Origin of the sequence: Porphyromonas levii DSM 23370, assembly GCF_000379925.1 — a bacterium.
Lineage (GTDB): Bacteria > Bacteroidota > Bacteroidia > Bacteroidales > Porphyromonadaceae > Porphyromonas_A > Porphyromonas_A levii.
Genome location: NZ_KB904274.1, coordinates 1 through 15355, shown reverse-complemented (window position 1 = coordinate 15355; position 15355 = coordinate 1). Strand labels below are relative to the sequence as shown.

Sequence of the window (15355 nt, the reverse complement as noted above, 5' to 3'; positions counted from 1 at the left end):
TAATCCGACTATACTTTCCTAACTGCTTGTTAATCAGTCCCGACATGCCTATTTTCTCCCAATATGAGATGAAAAATTGAGCTCCCCCGATTGCAGTCTTGCGATTTGTGCTAATAAATTGTACCTTTGCCATAACAAGTCCTCTATAATTTTTTGTAATATCTATACGAACATAAAGATACAAAAAAATCTGGACATAAGCCCTGTATTCTCCTTGAATACAGGGCTTTAATTATCAATAGCGCCACCTACTAATAATCAGGGGCTAACGCATACTTTGCGGAATCTAGGTGCTATTTACTGTAACTAATAGCAATAGAATAAGTTACATCTCACTATTCCTGAAGGCGAGGGGTAGCTGACTACAGAAAAAAAAGAGGGAAGACGAGCCTTAGTACATAAAGGTACCCACCAAGAAATATCAGTGGGCGCTAGGGGATGTGGTAAATTGAATTATCGTGGTATATTTGTATGCTCTTTGGGGGAATAATGGGTATATTCGCTACGGTTTTGCGGTAGCTCAATGTAGAATACTGTTTACAGATATATATATATATGATGAATGACAAGATGATAGGGAGGGAGTTTGAGTTATATGCTCATAAACACCTCGGGATTAGTTCTGGAGTAGTTAGCGACTACACCAAGATGATTAATTCAAGTGCAGAGGGATATATCTCTCCAACGATTATAGAGGAGCGCCAGCTTAATGTGGCCCAAATGGACGTATTCAGCCGCCTTATGATGGATAGGATTATCTTTCTGGGCTCAGGCATCAATGATTATGTGGCCAATGTGGTACAGGCACAGCTCCTTTTCTTAGAGACTAGTGATCCAGGCAAGGATATTTCTCTTTATATTAATAGTCCTGGTGGTTCTGTTTATGCCGGGTATGGTATTTATGACACAATGCAGTATATTAGTTGTGATGTTAGTACTATCTGTACTGGTATGGCTGCTAGTATGGGCGCAGTACTCCTTGTGGCAGGAGCCCAAGGCAAGCGCTATGCCCTTCCTCACTCACGTGTAATGATTCACCAACCATTGGGCGGTGCTCAGGGGCAAGCCTCCGATATGGAAATTACAGTAAAGGAGATTATCAAGGTAAAAAAAGAGCTCTACGATATTCTCAGTAAGCATACGGGCAAGAGCCTTGAGGAGATAGAAAGAGATAGTGACCGTGATTACTGGATGACTGCGGATGAAGCTGTTGCTTACGGTGCGGTAGACAAGGTACTTGTAAGGGATACAGAGAGGGATTGATCGGAGACAAGAGGAATGGCGAAGAGAAGTAGAAGAGAGGGAGAGGGACACGAGGAAAGGTGCGATATATGTGGAAGACCAGCAAGTCTTGTGGATTATCTCGTACCTGGACCTGTGGGAAATCTGTGTGATGAATGCGCTACCACTGTGCACAATGCTGTGGAACGTGCTAAAAACATGGATATGGAGCGGGGGAAGTTTGAGTTGCCAAGCATTGCTGAGCTCCCCAAGCCAAAGGAGATTGTGGCCTACTTAGACCAGTATGTTATCGGTCAGGACGATGCAAAAAAGACCCTCGCTGTAGCTGTATACAATCATTACAAGAGGTTGATATACAGAGACCAACAAAGGAGTAAGGGGATACAAGAGGAGGACGATGTAGAGCTAGAGAAGAGCAATATTATGGTAGTGGGACCTACTGGAACTGGTAAAACGCTTCTCGCTCGCACGATTGCCCACATGCTCAATGTGCCATTTACGATTGTGGATGCAACGGTCTTTACCCAAGCGGGCTATGTGGGTGAGGATGTTGAGAGTATTCTCTCTCGACTACTACAGGTTGCGGACTATGATGTAGCTGCAGCCGAGAGGGGTATTGTCTTTATCGATGAGATAGATAAAATAGCTCGTAAGGCAGACAACCCAAGCATCACCAGAGACGTAGGTGGTGAGGGTGTTCAACAGGGTATGCTCAAACTCCTAGAAGGGACAGATGTCAATGTCCCACCCCAGGGCGGGCGCAAGCATCCTGAGCAGAAGATGATAGTTGTCAATACGGAGAATATCCTATTTATCTGCGGTGGAGCCTTTGATGGTCTGGAGAAAAAGATTGCCAAGCGCCTTAATACACGTACTGTAGGCTATGCCAATGAGCTTCGCCATGCCAATGTAGAGGAAGGGGATAGTCTCTTGAAGTATGTAGTGCCATCAGACTTACGTTCGTTTGGTCTTATCCCAGAGTTGATTGGGCGTGTACCAGTGCTCACGTATCTTACTCCACTTGATAGCAAAGCGCTTAGGGCTATCCTTACTGAGCCAAATAATGCCATCGCTAAGCAGTACAAGAAACTTATGGAGCTGGAAGATGTAGAGCTAAGGGTGGATGATGAGGTGTACGACCTCATTGTAGCTAAGGCATTGGAACTCAAAACTGGAGCTAGGGGTCTACGATCTATCTTTGAGGAAATTATGCGAGAAGTGATGTATGAAGCTCCTTCGTCTCATAAGAAGATAGTACGTGTGACTAAAGCCTTTGCTGAAAAGCACTTGAGGGTCAAGGATGTGAGGCTTAATTTGATTGGCTAGCCTTAAATTATGCCTCGTTATAGCATATCTGTATATATTTTGGTACCTTTAAGCTGTTGAAGCCACTGTGGCTTCAACTATTGGGTACAAATAAATATAAGACCTGCATCAATGGATACAAAACGGAAGGAGAAAATATTTGAGGTACTGAAGCTATTCTTTGGCTTTGATACCTTCAAGGATCAACAACTGGATATCATCAATAGCATATTGGATGGTAAGGATACGTTCGTCTTGATGCCAACAGGTGGTGGCAAGTCGCTTTGCTATCAGTTGCCAGCATTGGTGAGCGAGGGTACAGCCGTAATCATCTCGCCACTTATAGCATTGATGAAAAACCAGGTTGATGCCCTCCGTGCTAATGCCAGTGATGAGAGTATTGTGCACTTTATGAATTCGTCTCTTACCAAGACGCAGCTCGATAGGGTGCATGACGACCTTCGTGAGGGTGTGACAAAGATGCTATATGTGGCTCCTGAAAGCCTGACAAAGCCCGAAAATGTGGAGCTACTCAGGGAGATACAGGTCTCTTTTTACGCAGTTGATGAGGCTCATTGTATCTCGGAGTGGGGACACGATTTCCGCCCTGAGTACAGGAGGATAAGGGAGATTGTAGAGGAGATTATGGTGCGTCCTATTATCGCACTTACTGCTACGGCTACTCCAGTTGTACAAGATGATATCATCAAGAGCTTATGTATGGTAGAGCCTAATATATTCATGAGTTCTTTCAACCGACCCAACCTCTACTATGAGGTGCGACAAAAGAACGAGAATATAGACAAGGATATCATCAAGTTTATTAAGAGCAATCCTAATAAAACTGGTATCGTGTACTGCATGAGCCGAAATAAGGTGGAGCTATTTGCCGAGGTACTCCGTGCAAACGGTATCAAGGCAATGGCTTACCATGCGGGGATGGAGAGTTGTGTGCGGGATCAGGCTCAGGATTCATTTATTAGTGAGGATATTGATGTGATAGTAGCAACCATCGCCTTTGGGATGGGAATTGACAAGCCAGATGTCCGCTACGTGATTCACTACGATATCCCCAAGAGTCTGGAAAGCTACTATCAGGAAACTGGCAGAGCTGGAAGGGATGGAGGAGAAGGGAAGTGCATAGCTTACTACACACAGGAGGATGTCCTAAAGATGAGTAAGCTACTGCAAAGTAAGAATAAGAGTAATAATGAGCGAGAGGTTGGGCGTCAGCTACTTGATGAGATATCAGGATATGCGAGTTCGCCCATCTGTAGACGCAAGTACTTATTGCACTATTTCGGAGAGAAGTACGAAGAAGATAATTGTCATAACTGCGATAACTGTTTGAGTAATAGAAAGACGGTGGAAGCAAAAGAGGAATTAGTATCAATACTTCAGACTGTAAAGGAGCTGAAGGAGGAATTTAAGACGGAGTATATCATCAACTTTGTCCAAGGTAAGCAGACTGCTGATATTGAGAACTACAAGCATAATGAGCTGGAAGAATTTGGAAGCTGTGCTGAAGTAGAAAAAGATGTGCTGGAGACAATCATCCGACAGGCGCTCATAGAGGGGTACATGGAGAAGGATATAGAGCGCTTTGGGGTACTTAAGCTTACTAAGCAAGGGAAAGCTTTTTTGAAGACGCCTAAGACATTCAAGATACATATAGAGGATGACGAAGAGATAGTCGATGAGGCAAAGGGTAATGCAGGGGGTGGTTCTGGAATAGCAGACCCACAGCTGTTTTCAATCCTTAAGGATCTAAGAAAGAAGCTGGCAAAGCAGCTAGACCTGCCACCTTATGTCATATTCCAAGATGCGAGTATGCAGGATATGGCTACTTTCTATCCTATCAATGAAAACGAGCTACAGAATATCTCGGGTGTAGGATTGAGCAAGGCAAAGAAGTTTGGAAAGCCATTCCTTGAGGTTATAAGCGAATATGTAAGGGAAAATGAGATTGAGCGTCCCGAGGATATCAGAATAAAGACCGTACCAAATAAGTCTAAGCTCAAGGTGTCTATCGTACAGCTTATCGATCGTAAGGTATCGCTTGAGGACATCGCCAATACCCACGACTTAGACTTCGGCGAGCTACTTTCTGAGCTTGAAGCTATCGTCTATAGCGGCACGAAGATAAATATTAATTACTTTATCAGTGACGTAATGGAGGAGGAAGCTGTAGAAGAGATTTTCGACTACTTCAAGCACTCCACGACCGACGATATTGAGACTGCGATGGGCGAACTGGAGGTATACGAGGAGGATGAGATTAGGCTCATTCGTGTGAAGTTTATAGCAGAAATGGCTAACTAAGCGTATGAAAAGGATCGGAGTACTTGCACTACTATCCATAGTCCTAGGGATGGGACTGGTAGGATGTAATAAGAAGGGACAACAGAGTCATCTCAACGAGTATATTACTTGGCAGAGGATAAGTGCCTTTGCTGAGTATACCGATCCTTTTGTACTTGAGAACTGGCCTAAGGAGGAAGAAGCGACGATCCCCAATTGCTGGGTGCATGTGGATATCCTCTATCCTCAAATAGAGGACAAAAGCTACATAGCGCTAAGAGATAGCCTCGTGAAGGCTATGACGTTGCGAGTGTCTTTACAGCCCTCGAATGACTTCTCTAAAGACAGTATTCAGGCTTTTGTCAATAGCTATGTCGATGCTCAGGTATCGGACTACAAGGCGGACTTAACACAGGCGAGCGAACTAGATTTCGACGTATTTTCATACAGTGTATTTAGCCGTAGGATAGACCTCTGTGACAGTTTGGTATACAATCAGAATGGTATAGTATCGATTACTATGCTATCGCAAGAGTATACAGGCGGAGTACATGGCAATGAGTTGCTGACAACACTCAACTACGACTTAGAGCAGAATGAAGCGATAACGTTGTCCGCTCTATTTTCCGATCCTAAGGATAGCAGGATAGAAGAGCTCTTACTGGGCAGGCTTATGGCGGAGTTCGATGTGAGTACTCCTGAGGAGCTAGAGTATGCAGGTATCTTCAATTATCAGATGCTAGAGGTAACCAATAACTTCTACTTTACCAATGAGGGTATTACCTTCTATTACAATCCTTATGAGTTGGCAGCCTATGCAGTAGGCTCAATAGAGTTGTCCCTTACTTATGAGCAACTGGCACCATTCATCAATGGTGCATACACCAAACTTATACCCCGATGAATAGTACCGATAGATCTATTTTCTCCCAGTATTTTCCCGATCTGACTCCGCTCCAATGGGAGCAACTGGAGCAACTGCCCCATCTCTATCAGGAATGGAACACGAAGATTAACGTAATATCTCGGAAAGATATAGATAACATAGTGCCTAATCATATCCTTCACTCCATGAGTATAGGTCTGTATACCCGCTTCAAGGAGGGCACAAATATCTTTGATATCGGGACAGGTGGGGGATTGCCAGGAATTCCTTTGGCGATACTTTTTCCTGACTGTCAGTTTACTTTGATTGATAGCATAGGGAAGAAGATAAAAGTGGCAGGGAGTATTGCAGAGAGCTTAGAGCTGCACAATGTAAGAGCCATACAGACGAGAGCTGAAGAGCTGAAAGGGGAGAAGTGCCATTTCGTAGTCAGCCGAGCGGCTATGCCGATGTCTGAACTGATGAAGATTGGTGCCCACTTAGTAGATAGGCAAGAGCAATTCAATGCTCTCCCTAATGGCGTCATCGCACTGAAGGGTGGGGACTTGACAGAGGAGCTTCATCCATTTCGTAAGATAGTATCATCGGAGGATATATTGGGCTTGATGCCTGATATCCCTTTCTTTGAGACCAAGAAGATTATCTATATTCCACTTTAGAGTAATGCTACAATACCGTAGATTTATCTGCAACATGGTGCAGGTCAATAGTTACCTTGTCTGGGACGAGAGTAAGTTGGCGTGCGTAATAGATCCTGGGTTCTCCAATGTATCTGAAGAACTAGAGCTTATTGACTTCTTAGATAAGGAGGGGCTACAACTATCACGATGTATAGCCACACACCTGCACTTCGACCACGTAATGGGTGCTCGGTTTATCCAAGAGCACTTCGGTATTCCATTAGAAGCTCCTAAAGGGGAGATTGATGGCTTGCCTAGCATAGACCAGCAGCTAAAGGCTTTTGGTATACCAGTTGAAGAAGGTAAGTACGCATTTGAAGTTCAAGTCCTTCCAGAGACAATAGAGGTAGGTAATACAACCTTCGAAGTCATCAAGACCCCTGGGCATTCCCCTGATCATATTACATTGTACGAGAAGGAGAGGGGCGTCATCTTCTGTGGGGACGTTATCTTCAAGGGAGGTTTTGGTCGCTATGATTTATGGGGTGCCAGTTATGAGGTGCTCATGAACTCCATTGATAAGTTGCTTGCCCTTCCTGAAGAGACTGTTGTACTCTCGGGACATGGCATGGAGACTACTATTGGAGCCGAGAGGAAACAATGAGGATTACTGAATTGTTGTATATCTGAGGTGTAGAGATAGTTTATAAATACCATACATATTATACTTATCAAACATGAATACAAATGATTTTACTATCCGCCACGTGGGTGTAACCTCCCACGAGGATGAGCAAAAGATGCTGAAGAGCATCGGCGTTGGTAGTGTAAAGGAGCTTATTGACAAGGTAATACCTTCCGATATTCGCCTAAAGGAGGAGCTTGATCTCCCCGAAGCTATGACAGAGCGTGAGCTAATTGAGCATATCAATGAGCTCGGGAATAAAAATAAAGTATTTACCTCCTATATCGGTATGGGATGGTATGATAATTATACCCCTGCTGTTATTCAGCGCAACGTCTTGGAGAACCCAGGTTTTTATACATCGTACACGCCATACCAAGCTGAGATTTCTCAAGGACGCCTCGAAGCTCTATTCAACTTCCAGACCGTTATTACCGAACTTACGGGCTTGATGCTGACCAACTGCTCTCTCCTCGATGAGGGAACCAGTGGGGCAGAGGCAGCAGCAATGATGTTGAATATCCGTAGCCGTAAGCGTAAGGATGCCAATAAGCTATTTGTTGCTACCGATGTATTTCAGTCTACACGTAGTGTAATACAAACTCGTGCTGCACAATGGCATATTGAGGTTGTAGAAGGCAAGGCAGAGGACTTCGACTTCTCCGACGAGTATTTTGGTGCTATCATCCAGTACACGAATGATCATGGTGAGATCAAAGACTACAAGGAGTTTGTAGCTAAGGCTAAGGAGAAGGATATCCGAGTGGCTGTTGCTGCCGATCTTCTATCGCTCGTACTGCTAACACCTCCAGGAGAGTGGGGCGCAGATATCGTATTTGGTTCGGCACAGCGCTTCGGTATTCCAATGTACTTCGGTGGTCCATCAGCTGGTTTCTTGGCCTCTACCGACGAGTACAAGCGCGTTATTCCAGGTCGTATCGTAGGTATCTCCAAAGATCCTAATGGCAAGGAGGTATTCCGTCTTGCACTTCAGACTCGTGAGCAACACATCAAGCGTGAAAAGGCAACCTCAAATATCTGTACCGCTCAGGCGCTACTTGCTACTATGTCTTCATTCTATGCAGTATTCCATGGTCCAGAAGGGCTCAAGGATATTGCTGGTAGGGTACATACTGTAGCAAGGGTTCTTAACAACGGACTTACCAAGCTAGGATATACTCAGAGCAATAAATACTTCTTCGATACCCTATATCTCACCGGTATCAGTAAGGAAGAGCAGGCAAAGATCAAAGAGATAGCGCTCGACTGTAAGGTAAACTTCCGTTACTTTGAGGATGGCGCTATTGGCATCAGTGTCGACGAGACTACACTTCTTTCCGACCTCAGTGTCCTATTCTATATCTTTGCAACTGCCAAGGGAGTAGAAGTCCCAACCCCAGAACTTCCTGAGAAGCACGCGGAGGTAGATAATCAGTTCCGTCGTACCAGCAACTTCCTTGAGTATGAGGTGTTCCAAAAGTACCACACCGAAACTGAGCTTATGCGCTATGCTAAGCGTTTGGAAAAGAAGGATATCTCACTAGCTCAGAGCATGATTTCACTGGGTTCATGTACCATGAAGCTCAATGCTGCTGCCGAGCTATTTATCCTCTCAAATCCACAGTTCGCCTTCATACACCCATACGCTCCTGCTGATCAGACCGAAGGATATATCGAGATGCTAGATAATACTGCGAGCTTACTAGGAACCATTACAGGGCTTCCTGGCGTGAGCTTCATGCCTAATTCAGGTGCTGCGGGAGAGTATTCTGGTATCCGTGTCATCTCCGAGTACCTAAAGGCAAAAGGAGAGACTCAACGTGATCTGATTATCCTTCCAGCATCTGCCCACGGTACTAACCCAGCTACAGCTTCGCTTGCTGGCTTTGAGATTATCATTGCCAACACTGATGCCGATGGTAATATCGATGTCGAGGACTTCGTAAAGAAAGCAACTGAGCACAAGGAGCGCTTAGCTGCCACTATGATTACTTACCCAAGTACCCATGGTATCTTCGAGGCAGAGATTCGCAAACTAATAGATACCGTTCACGAGATGGGTGGTCTCGTATATATGGATGGTGCCAATATGAATGCTCAGGTCGGATTTACCAATCCTGGTGAGATGGGGGCAGATGTCTGCCACCTCAACCTCCACAAGACCTTTGCTATACCTCATGGAGGTGGTGGTCCTGGCGAAGGCCCTATCTGCGTGGCAGAGTTCCTCAAAGATTATCTTCCAAGCCATGCTGTAGCTTATGGGCACAACTTTATCCCTGTTGGTAGTGCTCCATTTGGTAGTGCCGTCATCGTGGGTATCACCTATGCTTATATTCGTATGCTCGGTACCGAGGGACTGAAGCGTGCTACTGCAGGAGCTATCCTGAATGCCAACTATATGGCTTCAAGGCTTAAGGACACCTATGGTATTACCTACAGTGGCAAGACAGGTTATGTAGGTCACGAACTCATACTTGAGTGCCGCAATGTGAAAGAGATGAGTGGTATCGACGAGACAGATATCGCTAAGCGCTTGATGGACTTCAATTATCATGCACCTACACTTTCCTTCCCTGTACATGGTACGCTTATGATTGAGCCTACCGAGAGTGAGTCGCTTGCTGAGCTTGATCGCTTCATCGAGGTGCTGAATACTATTTGGAATGAAATCCAAGAGGTGGTCAATGGTACTGCCGATAAAGAGGATAATGTGCTCAAGAATGCGCCACACCCACTCTACGAGGTAGCGAGTGACGAGTGGAAGCATCCGTATTCACGTGAGAAAGCTGCCTTTGCTCTCCCATACCTCAAGGAGGATAAGTATTGGACCAATGTAGGTAGAGCCGACAATGGTTTTGGTGACCGCAACTTGGTCGCTACTTACAGTTGCTGTCAGTTCTAACAACACCCCCTATTATATCCGAAAAGGGCTATGCAGGATTGATTCTGCATAGCCCTTTTCGCTTTATCGATAACCTGTAATGCCTTTGCTAGTACTGAAGTGGTTACGGTTTGGATGGTTGGTTGATCATATCATGACTAGCATCCATTGTCGATATGAAGGCTGAGTAATCGACAGACTTGACGCAATCCTTCAGAATAGGCAGCTTCTTACGCTCCACTATCGTAAAAATAATCTCTCGCTCTTCATCCATGTACATGCCACGCCCCTTGATAAGCGTACCTCGAACGCCTAGTTTGTGCACTAGAGCCTCCTTAATCTCATCAATCTTAGAGGAGACAATGAATACCGCCCTCTTGGGGTTTTCAGGCTGAAGAAAGTTTACGACCTGACCATAGACTATGATTGTGAGCCAAGAATAGAGCGGCACCGTCCAATCTCGAAAAGCAATCAGACCGAAGACTACTACAATAGAATCAATTACGATAATCGTATCGCTCAACTTAAAGTTGCGTCCACTCGCAATCACTCTACTCAGTACATCAGTCCCTGCGCTAGTGCTGCCAGCTTTGAAAATCAGATATACGCCGACACCAATAACAGCACCACCATAAAAGGCTGAGAGGAGCCGGTCGTTGCCAATTAGCCCCATGTCCTTAGTCATCGAACTTATAAAATCGGTAAATAGAGATATAAGTAAGAAGGTAGCGACTGTTTTACCAGCAGAGGAAATCCCCAACTTCTTGAGCGCTAAGAGGAGTAGGGGGACATTAAAGAATAGAGCGGTAATACCAATAGGGAAACCTTCTGGTGCAAAACTAAACATCCCCTTCGTGAGATGGTTCAGCGCAATAGTGATACCATAGACGCCACCAGGTACAATATTGGCTGGAGCAATAAAGATAGAATAACCTATGGCCTGAAATAATGCCCCCAGCAGTATGTATATCGCATCCAAAAAGGGTTGGCTCTTCATCAGCTTGGCATGCCAAGGACGTTGGGAATAGGGGGTAGGAGATAGAGCTTCATTCATCATCTTAACATCTTAATGTTCTATTAATTCACTACGCAAAAGTAGTTGTTTTTTCCGAGTTGGCATAAATAGATTCCCAACCATCCCTTAGGTTTCCCTAGAAAAGGTCGAGGGTTTTGATCAAAAAGGTCGAGGGTTTTGAACGAAAAGGTCGAGGGTTTTGATCGAAAAGGTCGTGGGTATAATACTCCCCATAAACTAGACAGCTCAAAAAGTGTTTGATTTAAGAGTTGAGATGGTATTAATTGTCATTTGCTATCAAAAAAAGGAAATGAAGTTTATGGGGAGTATTATGTCTCTGCTGCGTATCCTATATTCCGATATATTGGTACTTTTGTGCTATGATAGACAAGAACATTGACCCACGAAATATTAAGATTGAGGATTATACCTACAATCTACCAGACGATATGATTGCTAAGTATCCGCTCCAAAAGCGAGACGATGCTAAGCTTTTATACTATAATGGTGAAGAAACTAGTACTCATATTTTTAGTGATATGCCCAAGCTGTTACCTGAAAATGCGGTACTGGTGATGAATACCACTAAGGTAATTAGAGCCCGATTGGAGTTTTTCCGAGCTACTGGTGCTCGGATAGAAGTGTTTTGCCTCGAGCCTTATGCCCCCGCCTTGTATGAGCTATCACTCGCTACCAAGGGGAAAGTTGTGTGGCATTGCTTGGTTGGTCAGGCGAAGAAGTGGAAGGAGCAATACCTTGAGCGGACATTACCTGAGGGCGGTACTCTGCGTGTCTCTCGTGTAGTCGATGGGCACCTTATTTGTTTTGAATGGGATAGTGACATCACTTTTGGAACCCTTTTGGAACAACTTGGTGAGCTTCCTATTCCGCCATACCTTAATCGTAAGACAGAGGAAAGCGATCTTTCCGATTATCAGACCGTCTATGCCAAGCAGGAGGGTAGTGTGGCGGCACCTACGGCTGGGCTTCATTTTACAGACGAATTATTGAATAACCTGAGAGATAAAGGGATAGAGACTATTCCTTTGACCCTACATGTAGGGGCTGGCACTTTCTTGCCCGTCAAGAGCGACACCATGGGTGGTCACGAAATGCATACGGAGGTTATAGAAGTGCCACTTAGTTCTATTGAATCTCTCAGGGATAGCGTGATGGAGGGGAAGCCCATTGTGTCGGTAGGGACTACCAGTACGCGCACGCTCGAGAGCCTATATTATATGGGTGCTCAGTTGCTCCTTGGAGTAGAGCATGCATTTAGTGTAACTCAGTGGCTGCCTTACCAACTCCAAGAGGAGCCTACGTTGCTCCAGTCGTTGGAGGCAATCATAGCAAGGCTGAAAGAGGGAAAAGCAGAGAAGTTATTTGGGCAGACCCAACTCATGATTGCCCCAGGGTACCGCTATAAGGTTGTAGATTACTTGGTAACTAACTTCCATCAGCCACACAGCACACTACTATTGCTTGTTGCAGCTTTTATAGGAGAGGAGTGGCGCAAAGTGTATGACTACGCACTAGAGAATAATTATAGGTTTCTTAGCTATGGCGATGGCTCGCTTCTCAAGAAGAAGTAAATGGCAGATGCTCTGAATCGACGAATCCTCAAGCTAGCTTTCCCTAATATCTTGAGCAACCTCACTGTCCCTTTGCTTGGGATAGTAGACCTTGCCCTCTCGGGTCATCTCAAAGATGCCTATGCGATAGGTGGAATAGCTATTGCTACTACGGTGTTCAGTCTGATCTATTGGAACTTCTCCTTTCTCCGAATGGGTACCACGGGGCTTACCGCTCAGGCTCATGGTCGAGGGGATAAGGAGGAGATGGGGCGTAATCTTATACAATCACTATTCATTGCTATTATTGGAGGCATCTCCATTCTCCTACTCCAGTTGCCACTGTTTAGGATTATCTTAGGAGTAATGTCCCCCGAGTCCGCTCTTATTGACTACGCTACCATTTACTATAATATAGTGGTGTGGGGTGCTCCTGCCATGCTCTGTACTTATGCGCTCAATGGGTGGCTTATAGGGATGCAAAATACTTGGTGCCCTATGGCGGTGAGCATAGGTACCAATCTTATCAACATTGCTACTAGTGCCAGTCTAGTCCTCATTTGGGGTAGGGGAGTGGATGGTATAGCTATTGGAACCCTATCCGCACAGTGGATAGGCGTGATTGCTCTTGGTTTAGGCGCATATTATTTATTCCTTAAGCGAGGAAAAGCGCACGTCCCTACTCAGTTGGGACATCTTAGGGTAGGGCTACGGCGCTACTTCGGTACCAATATTCATATCCTATTCAGAACAATGCTCCTTGCATTGATTTCTGCATTCTTTACCTATTCGGGAACCCAGCAAGGTGCACTTACTTTGGCTGCCAATGCACTTCTCTATCAGTTCTTCAACTTCTTTAGTTACTTTATAGATGGGTTCGCTTTTGCTGCAGAAGCACTCGTTGGGCACTTCTATGGAATGAAGGAGCGCAAGCTACTCCGAAGCTCTATCCGAACCCTTATTATCTGGGGACTTGGTATAGCGGTGGCTACGAGTATAGTCTATATGATTATTGCTAGTCCATTCCTCTATGTCCTTACGGATAAACCCAAAGTCATTGCCTATGCCGAGCACTATCTACCATGGGTATATGTACTTCCATTTACAGGCTTCCTCGCATTTCTTTTTGATGGAGTATTCGTAGGGGTAACGGCGACTAAAGAGATGTTTTTGAGTATGCTTACCGCAGTACTTGTCTTCTTCGCCCTCTACTATCTGCTGCCACTTTCAGATCAAAACCATATTCTGTGGGCTTCCTTTATTACCTATCTAGGGGTTAGGGGAGTGATGCAGATCTTGATTACACGTAGGCTTAGGGGGATTGGTCTTCCTTTCGAATATACCTACTACTTTTCCATTGGTTCTACATTCCTCGATAGTGAGCGAAAGATTCGAGACCTCATTACTCATTCATTCCCGCATGGGGTATTTTCCTCCTTTTATTCTACGCCCGATGCTACGGGCAAAAGTGATAGGATCTATCTCAATAGTGTACTCCGTGTAGAGAGTGCACTACCACTAGAGGAGGTGATTGCTCTTACCAAATCGCTAGAGGAACAAGCAGGGCGTGATAGGAGTTCACAAGATGTGTCGCTCGATGTAGATGTGGTGATGCAGGATAGGCTTATCTTGAGGGAGAAGGACTATAGACGCAATTATTTTCAAAACGGTTATAATGAACTAATAAATCATGGACAAACGTACAACTAAACGAGTTTATCTCATCACGGCTAGTTGGTTCCTACTGGAGCTTGGACTGCTACTTGCCAATCACTTCTTGTTTGAAATCACATGGCTTCTGCAGATAGCAATGATGCTTCCAGTGATTTCCTTGCCACAGCATTTAATATATCTTAGGCAAAAGAATGAGGTCGCCTATACCGATACAGAACACCTTCTTATCTGTGTATTTGCTTTTGTCGTATCTTTGATCGTGGGATTGCCTTTTTACTTTATATAAAAGTTAAGAGAGCGAAGGAGCTTTGCTGCTTCGCTCTCTTTTCCTTGAGCCTCTTGTCGGACTCGAACCAACGACCGTCTGATTACAAATCAGGAGCTCTACCAACTGAGCTAAAGAGGCGGGTGGGTAAGCAATCTACATCGCGCCGCTCAACCAGCTACCCTTGCTGCGATCAAACCCTGGGGGAGTTCACCAGGAGCTGGCCGTGCAGGACTTACCCGTTTTCGGTGCAAAGATACAATATTTTTCTGAATAACCAAAGATATTCCTAACTATTTCTTCCTCTCTTCTGTGAGATTTTTATGTACTAATGTGATTTATAGCATGTTATATTTTTTGACATCTATGACGCTCTTTGTGTAATTTCGCTAAGCTTGAGAGTAAAGACAGAGAATATGGTAGGGCGAAACGTCAAAATATAATCCCTCTTCCTCATTCAGCCTCGATAGTGAGCTCACCAGCCTAATGTGTTTCCATATATAATTGTCACAATCTACTTTATTACAGTACATTTCACTATTGATAAATTCTCTTAGGCGAGCGCCCGATGTGGCTCGCCATATCAGCGAAATTTATTCCTAGGAATAAATTTATTTTTCTCTAGGAATAAAAATATTTATCTGTACAAATAAATTTATTTATTCCTAGGACCTAGATTCCGCAAAGTATAGATCGGCGCTGTTGGGGGTAGTATTTGGGGGTACTTTGGGGTGCTCTTTGCTGTATTTTGGGAGGTGTTTGGCTGTTTTGGAGATTGGTCTTTGTCTTTTTTATCTATTTATAAGCTACTGAATACCACAATTATTGTAAATGGGTACACTTTGGGACACGAGATTGCCAGCGGGCTATTTGGTTAGCTCGCTACTGAATGTTTCCAATTGTTTGTTTC

At 44.6% G+C, this 15355-nt stretch carries 11 protein-coding genes and 1 tRNA gene; 10 read left to right on the top strand and 2 right to left on the bottom strand.

What is annotated here, in order from left to right:
* The first annotated feature begins 555 nt into the window (after window positions 1-555).
* The 7 genes from clpP (at window position 556) to gcvP (ending at window position 9941) form a co-directional block, all read left to right on the top strand.
* Entirely contained in the window at window positions 556-1263 is a 708-nt protein-coding gene (gene clpP, locus A3GG_RS0108165; protein WP_018358809.1) for an ATP-dependent Clp endopeptidase proteolytic subunit ClpP, read from the top strand.
* A gap of 15 nt (window positions 1264-1278) precedes the next feature.
* Window positions 1279-2568 carry an ATP-dependent Clp protease ATP-binding subunit ClpX gene (clpX, locus tag A3GG_RS0108160; protein ID WP_018358808.1) on the top strand — a complete coding sequence of 430 codons (1290 nt, stop codon included), beginning with the start codon at window positions 1279-1281 and terminating at the stop codon, window positions 2566-2568.
* A gap of 111 nt (window positions 2569-2679) precedes the next feature.
* On the top strand, window positions 2680-4869 hold the full coding sequence (gene recQ / locus A3GG_RS0108155; RefSeq protein WP_018358807.1) for a DNA helicase RecQ: 2190 nt from the start codon (window positions 2680-2682) through the stop codon (window positions 4867-4869).
* A gap of 4 nt (window positions 4870-4873) precedes the next feature.
* Window positions 4874-5752: a DUF3298 and DUF4163 domain-containing protein gene (locus A3GG_RS12865; RefSeq protein WP_018358806.1), complete on the top strand. Its 879-nt coding sequence runs from the start codon at window positions 4874-4876 to the stop codon at window positions 5750-5752.
* Entirely contained in the window at window positions 5749-6393 is a 645-nt protein-coding gene (gene rsmG / locus A3GG_RS0108145) for a 16S rRNA (guanine(527)-N(7))-methyltransferase RsmG (RefSeq protein ID WP_018358805.1), read from the top strand. The genes A3GG_RS12865 and rsmG overlap by 4 nt, the downstream gene beginning before the upstream one ends.
* 4 nt (window positions 6394-6397) lie before the next feature.
* The gene (locus A3GG_RS0108140; RefSeq protein WP_026215723.1) at window positions 6398-7018 is read left to right on the top strand and encodes an MBL fold metallo-hydrolase; all 621 of its coding nucleotides are present in this window, start codon (window positions 6398-6400) and stop codon (window positions 7016-7018) included.
* A gap of 73 nt (window positions 7019-7091) precedes the next feature.
* Window positions 7092-9941 carry an aminomethyl-transferring glycine dehydrogenase gene (gene gcvP / locus A3GG_RS0108135; RefSeq protein ID WP_018358803.1) on the top strand — a complete coding sequence of 950 codons (2850 nt, stop codon included), beginning with the start codon at window positions 7092-7094 and terminating at the stop codon, window positions 9939-9941.
* Window positions 9942-10044: 103 nt separating this feature from the next.
* Here gcvP and A3GG_RS0108130 read toward each other — a convergent pair whose 3' ends face one another.
* Entirely contained in the window at window positions 10045-10917 is an 873-nt protein-coding gene (locus tag A3GG_RS0108130) for a YitT family protein (protein ID WP_026215722.1), read from the bottom strand.
* A gap of 398 nt (window positions 10918-11315) precedes the next feature.
* On the opposite strand from A3GG_RS0108130, the gene A3GG_RS0108125 reads away from it, so the two are divergent.
* The 3 genes from A3GG_RS0108125 to A3GG_RS0108115 are packed head-to-tail and all read left to right on the top strand — an operon-like array spanning window position 11316 to window position 14466.
* Entirely contained in the window at window positions 11316-12527 is a 1212-nt protein-coding gene (locus A3GG_RS0108125; RefSeq protein ID WP_018358801.1) for an S-adenosylmethionine:tRNA ribosyltransferase-isomerase, read from the top strand.
* Window positions 12528-14216, top strand: a complete 1689-nt coding sequence (locus A3GG_RS0108120; protein WP_018358800.1) for an MATE family efflux transporter — start codon at window positions 12528-12530, stop codon at window positions 14214-14216. It abuts the gene before it with no gap.
* Window positions 14197-14466, top strand: a complete 270-nt coding sequence (locus tag A3GG_RS0108115; RefSeq protein WP_018358799.1) for a hypothetical protein — start codon at window positions 14197-14199, stop codon at window positions 14464-14466. Before A3GG_RS0108120 ends, A3GG_RS0108115 begins: the two co-directional genes overlap by 20 nt.
* Window positions 14467-14513: 47 nt before the next feature.
* Here A3GG_RS0108115 and A3GG_RS0108110 read toward each other — a convergent pair.
* A tRNA-Thr gene (locus A3GG_RS0108110) sits at window positions 14514-14586 on the bottom strand.
* Window positions 14587-15355 lie beyond the last annotated feature (769 nt).

What these genes read in the sequence shown, in the direction of transcription:
- clpP (WP_018358809.1), top strand. Translation starts at nt 556, where the DNA reads ATGATGAATGACAAGATGATAGGGAGGGAGTTTGAGTTATATGCTCAT.
- clpX (WP_018358808.1), top strand. Translation starts at nt 1,279, where the DNA reads ATGGCGAAGAGAAGTAGAAGAGAGGGAGAGGGACACGAGGAAAGGTGC.
- recQ (WP_018358807.1), top strand. Translation starts at nt 2,680, where the DNA reads ATGGATACAAAACGGAAGGAGAAAATATTTGAGGTACTGAAGCTATTC.
- A3GG_RS12865 (WP_018358806.1), top strand. Translation starts at nt 4,874, where the DNA reads ATGAAAAGGATCGGAGTACTTGCACTACTATCCATAGTCCTAGGGATG.
- rsmG (WP_018358805.1), top strand. Translation starts at nt 5,749, where the DNA reads ATGAATAGTACCGATAGATCTATTTTCTCCCAGTATTTTCCCGATCTG.
- A3GG_RS0108140 (WP_026215723.1), top strand. Translation starts at nt 6,398, where the DNA reads ATGCTACAATACCGTAGATTTATCTGCAACATGGTGCAGGTCAATAGT.
- gcvP (WP_018358803.1), top strand. Translation starts at nt 7,092, where the DNA reads ATGAATACAAATGATTTTACTATCCGCCACGTGGGTGTAACCTCCCAC.
- A3GG_RS0108130 (WP_026215722.1), bottom strand. Translation starts at nt 10,917, where the DNA reads ATGAAGAGCCAACCCTTTTTGGATGCGATATACATACTGCTGGGGGCA.
- A3GG_RS0108125 (WP_018358801.1), top strand. Translation starts at nt 11,316, where the DNA reads ATGATAGACAAGAACATTGACCCACGAAATATTAAGATTGAGGATTAT.
- A3GG_RS0108120 (WP_018358800.1), top strand. Translation starts at nt 12,528, where the DNA reads ATGGCAGATGCTCTGAATCGACGAATCCTCAAGCTAGCTTTCCCTAAT.
- A3GG_RS0108115 (WP_018358799.1), top strand. Translation starts at nt 14,197, where the DNA reads ATGGACAAACGTACAACTAAACGAGTTTATCTCATCACGGCTAGTTGG.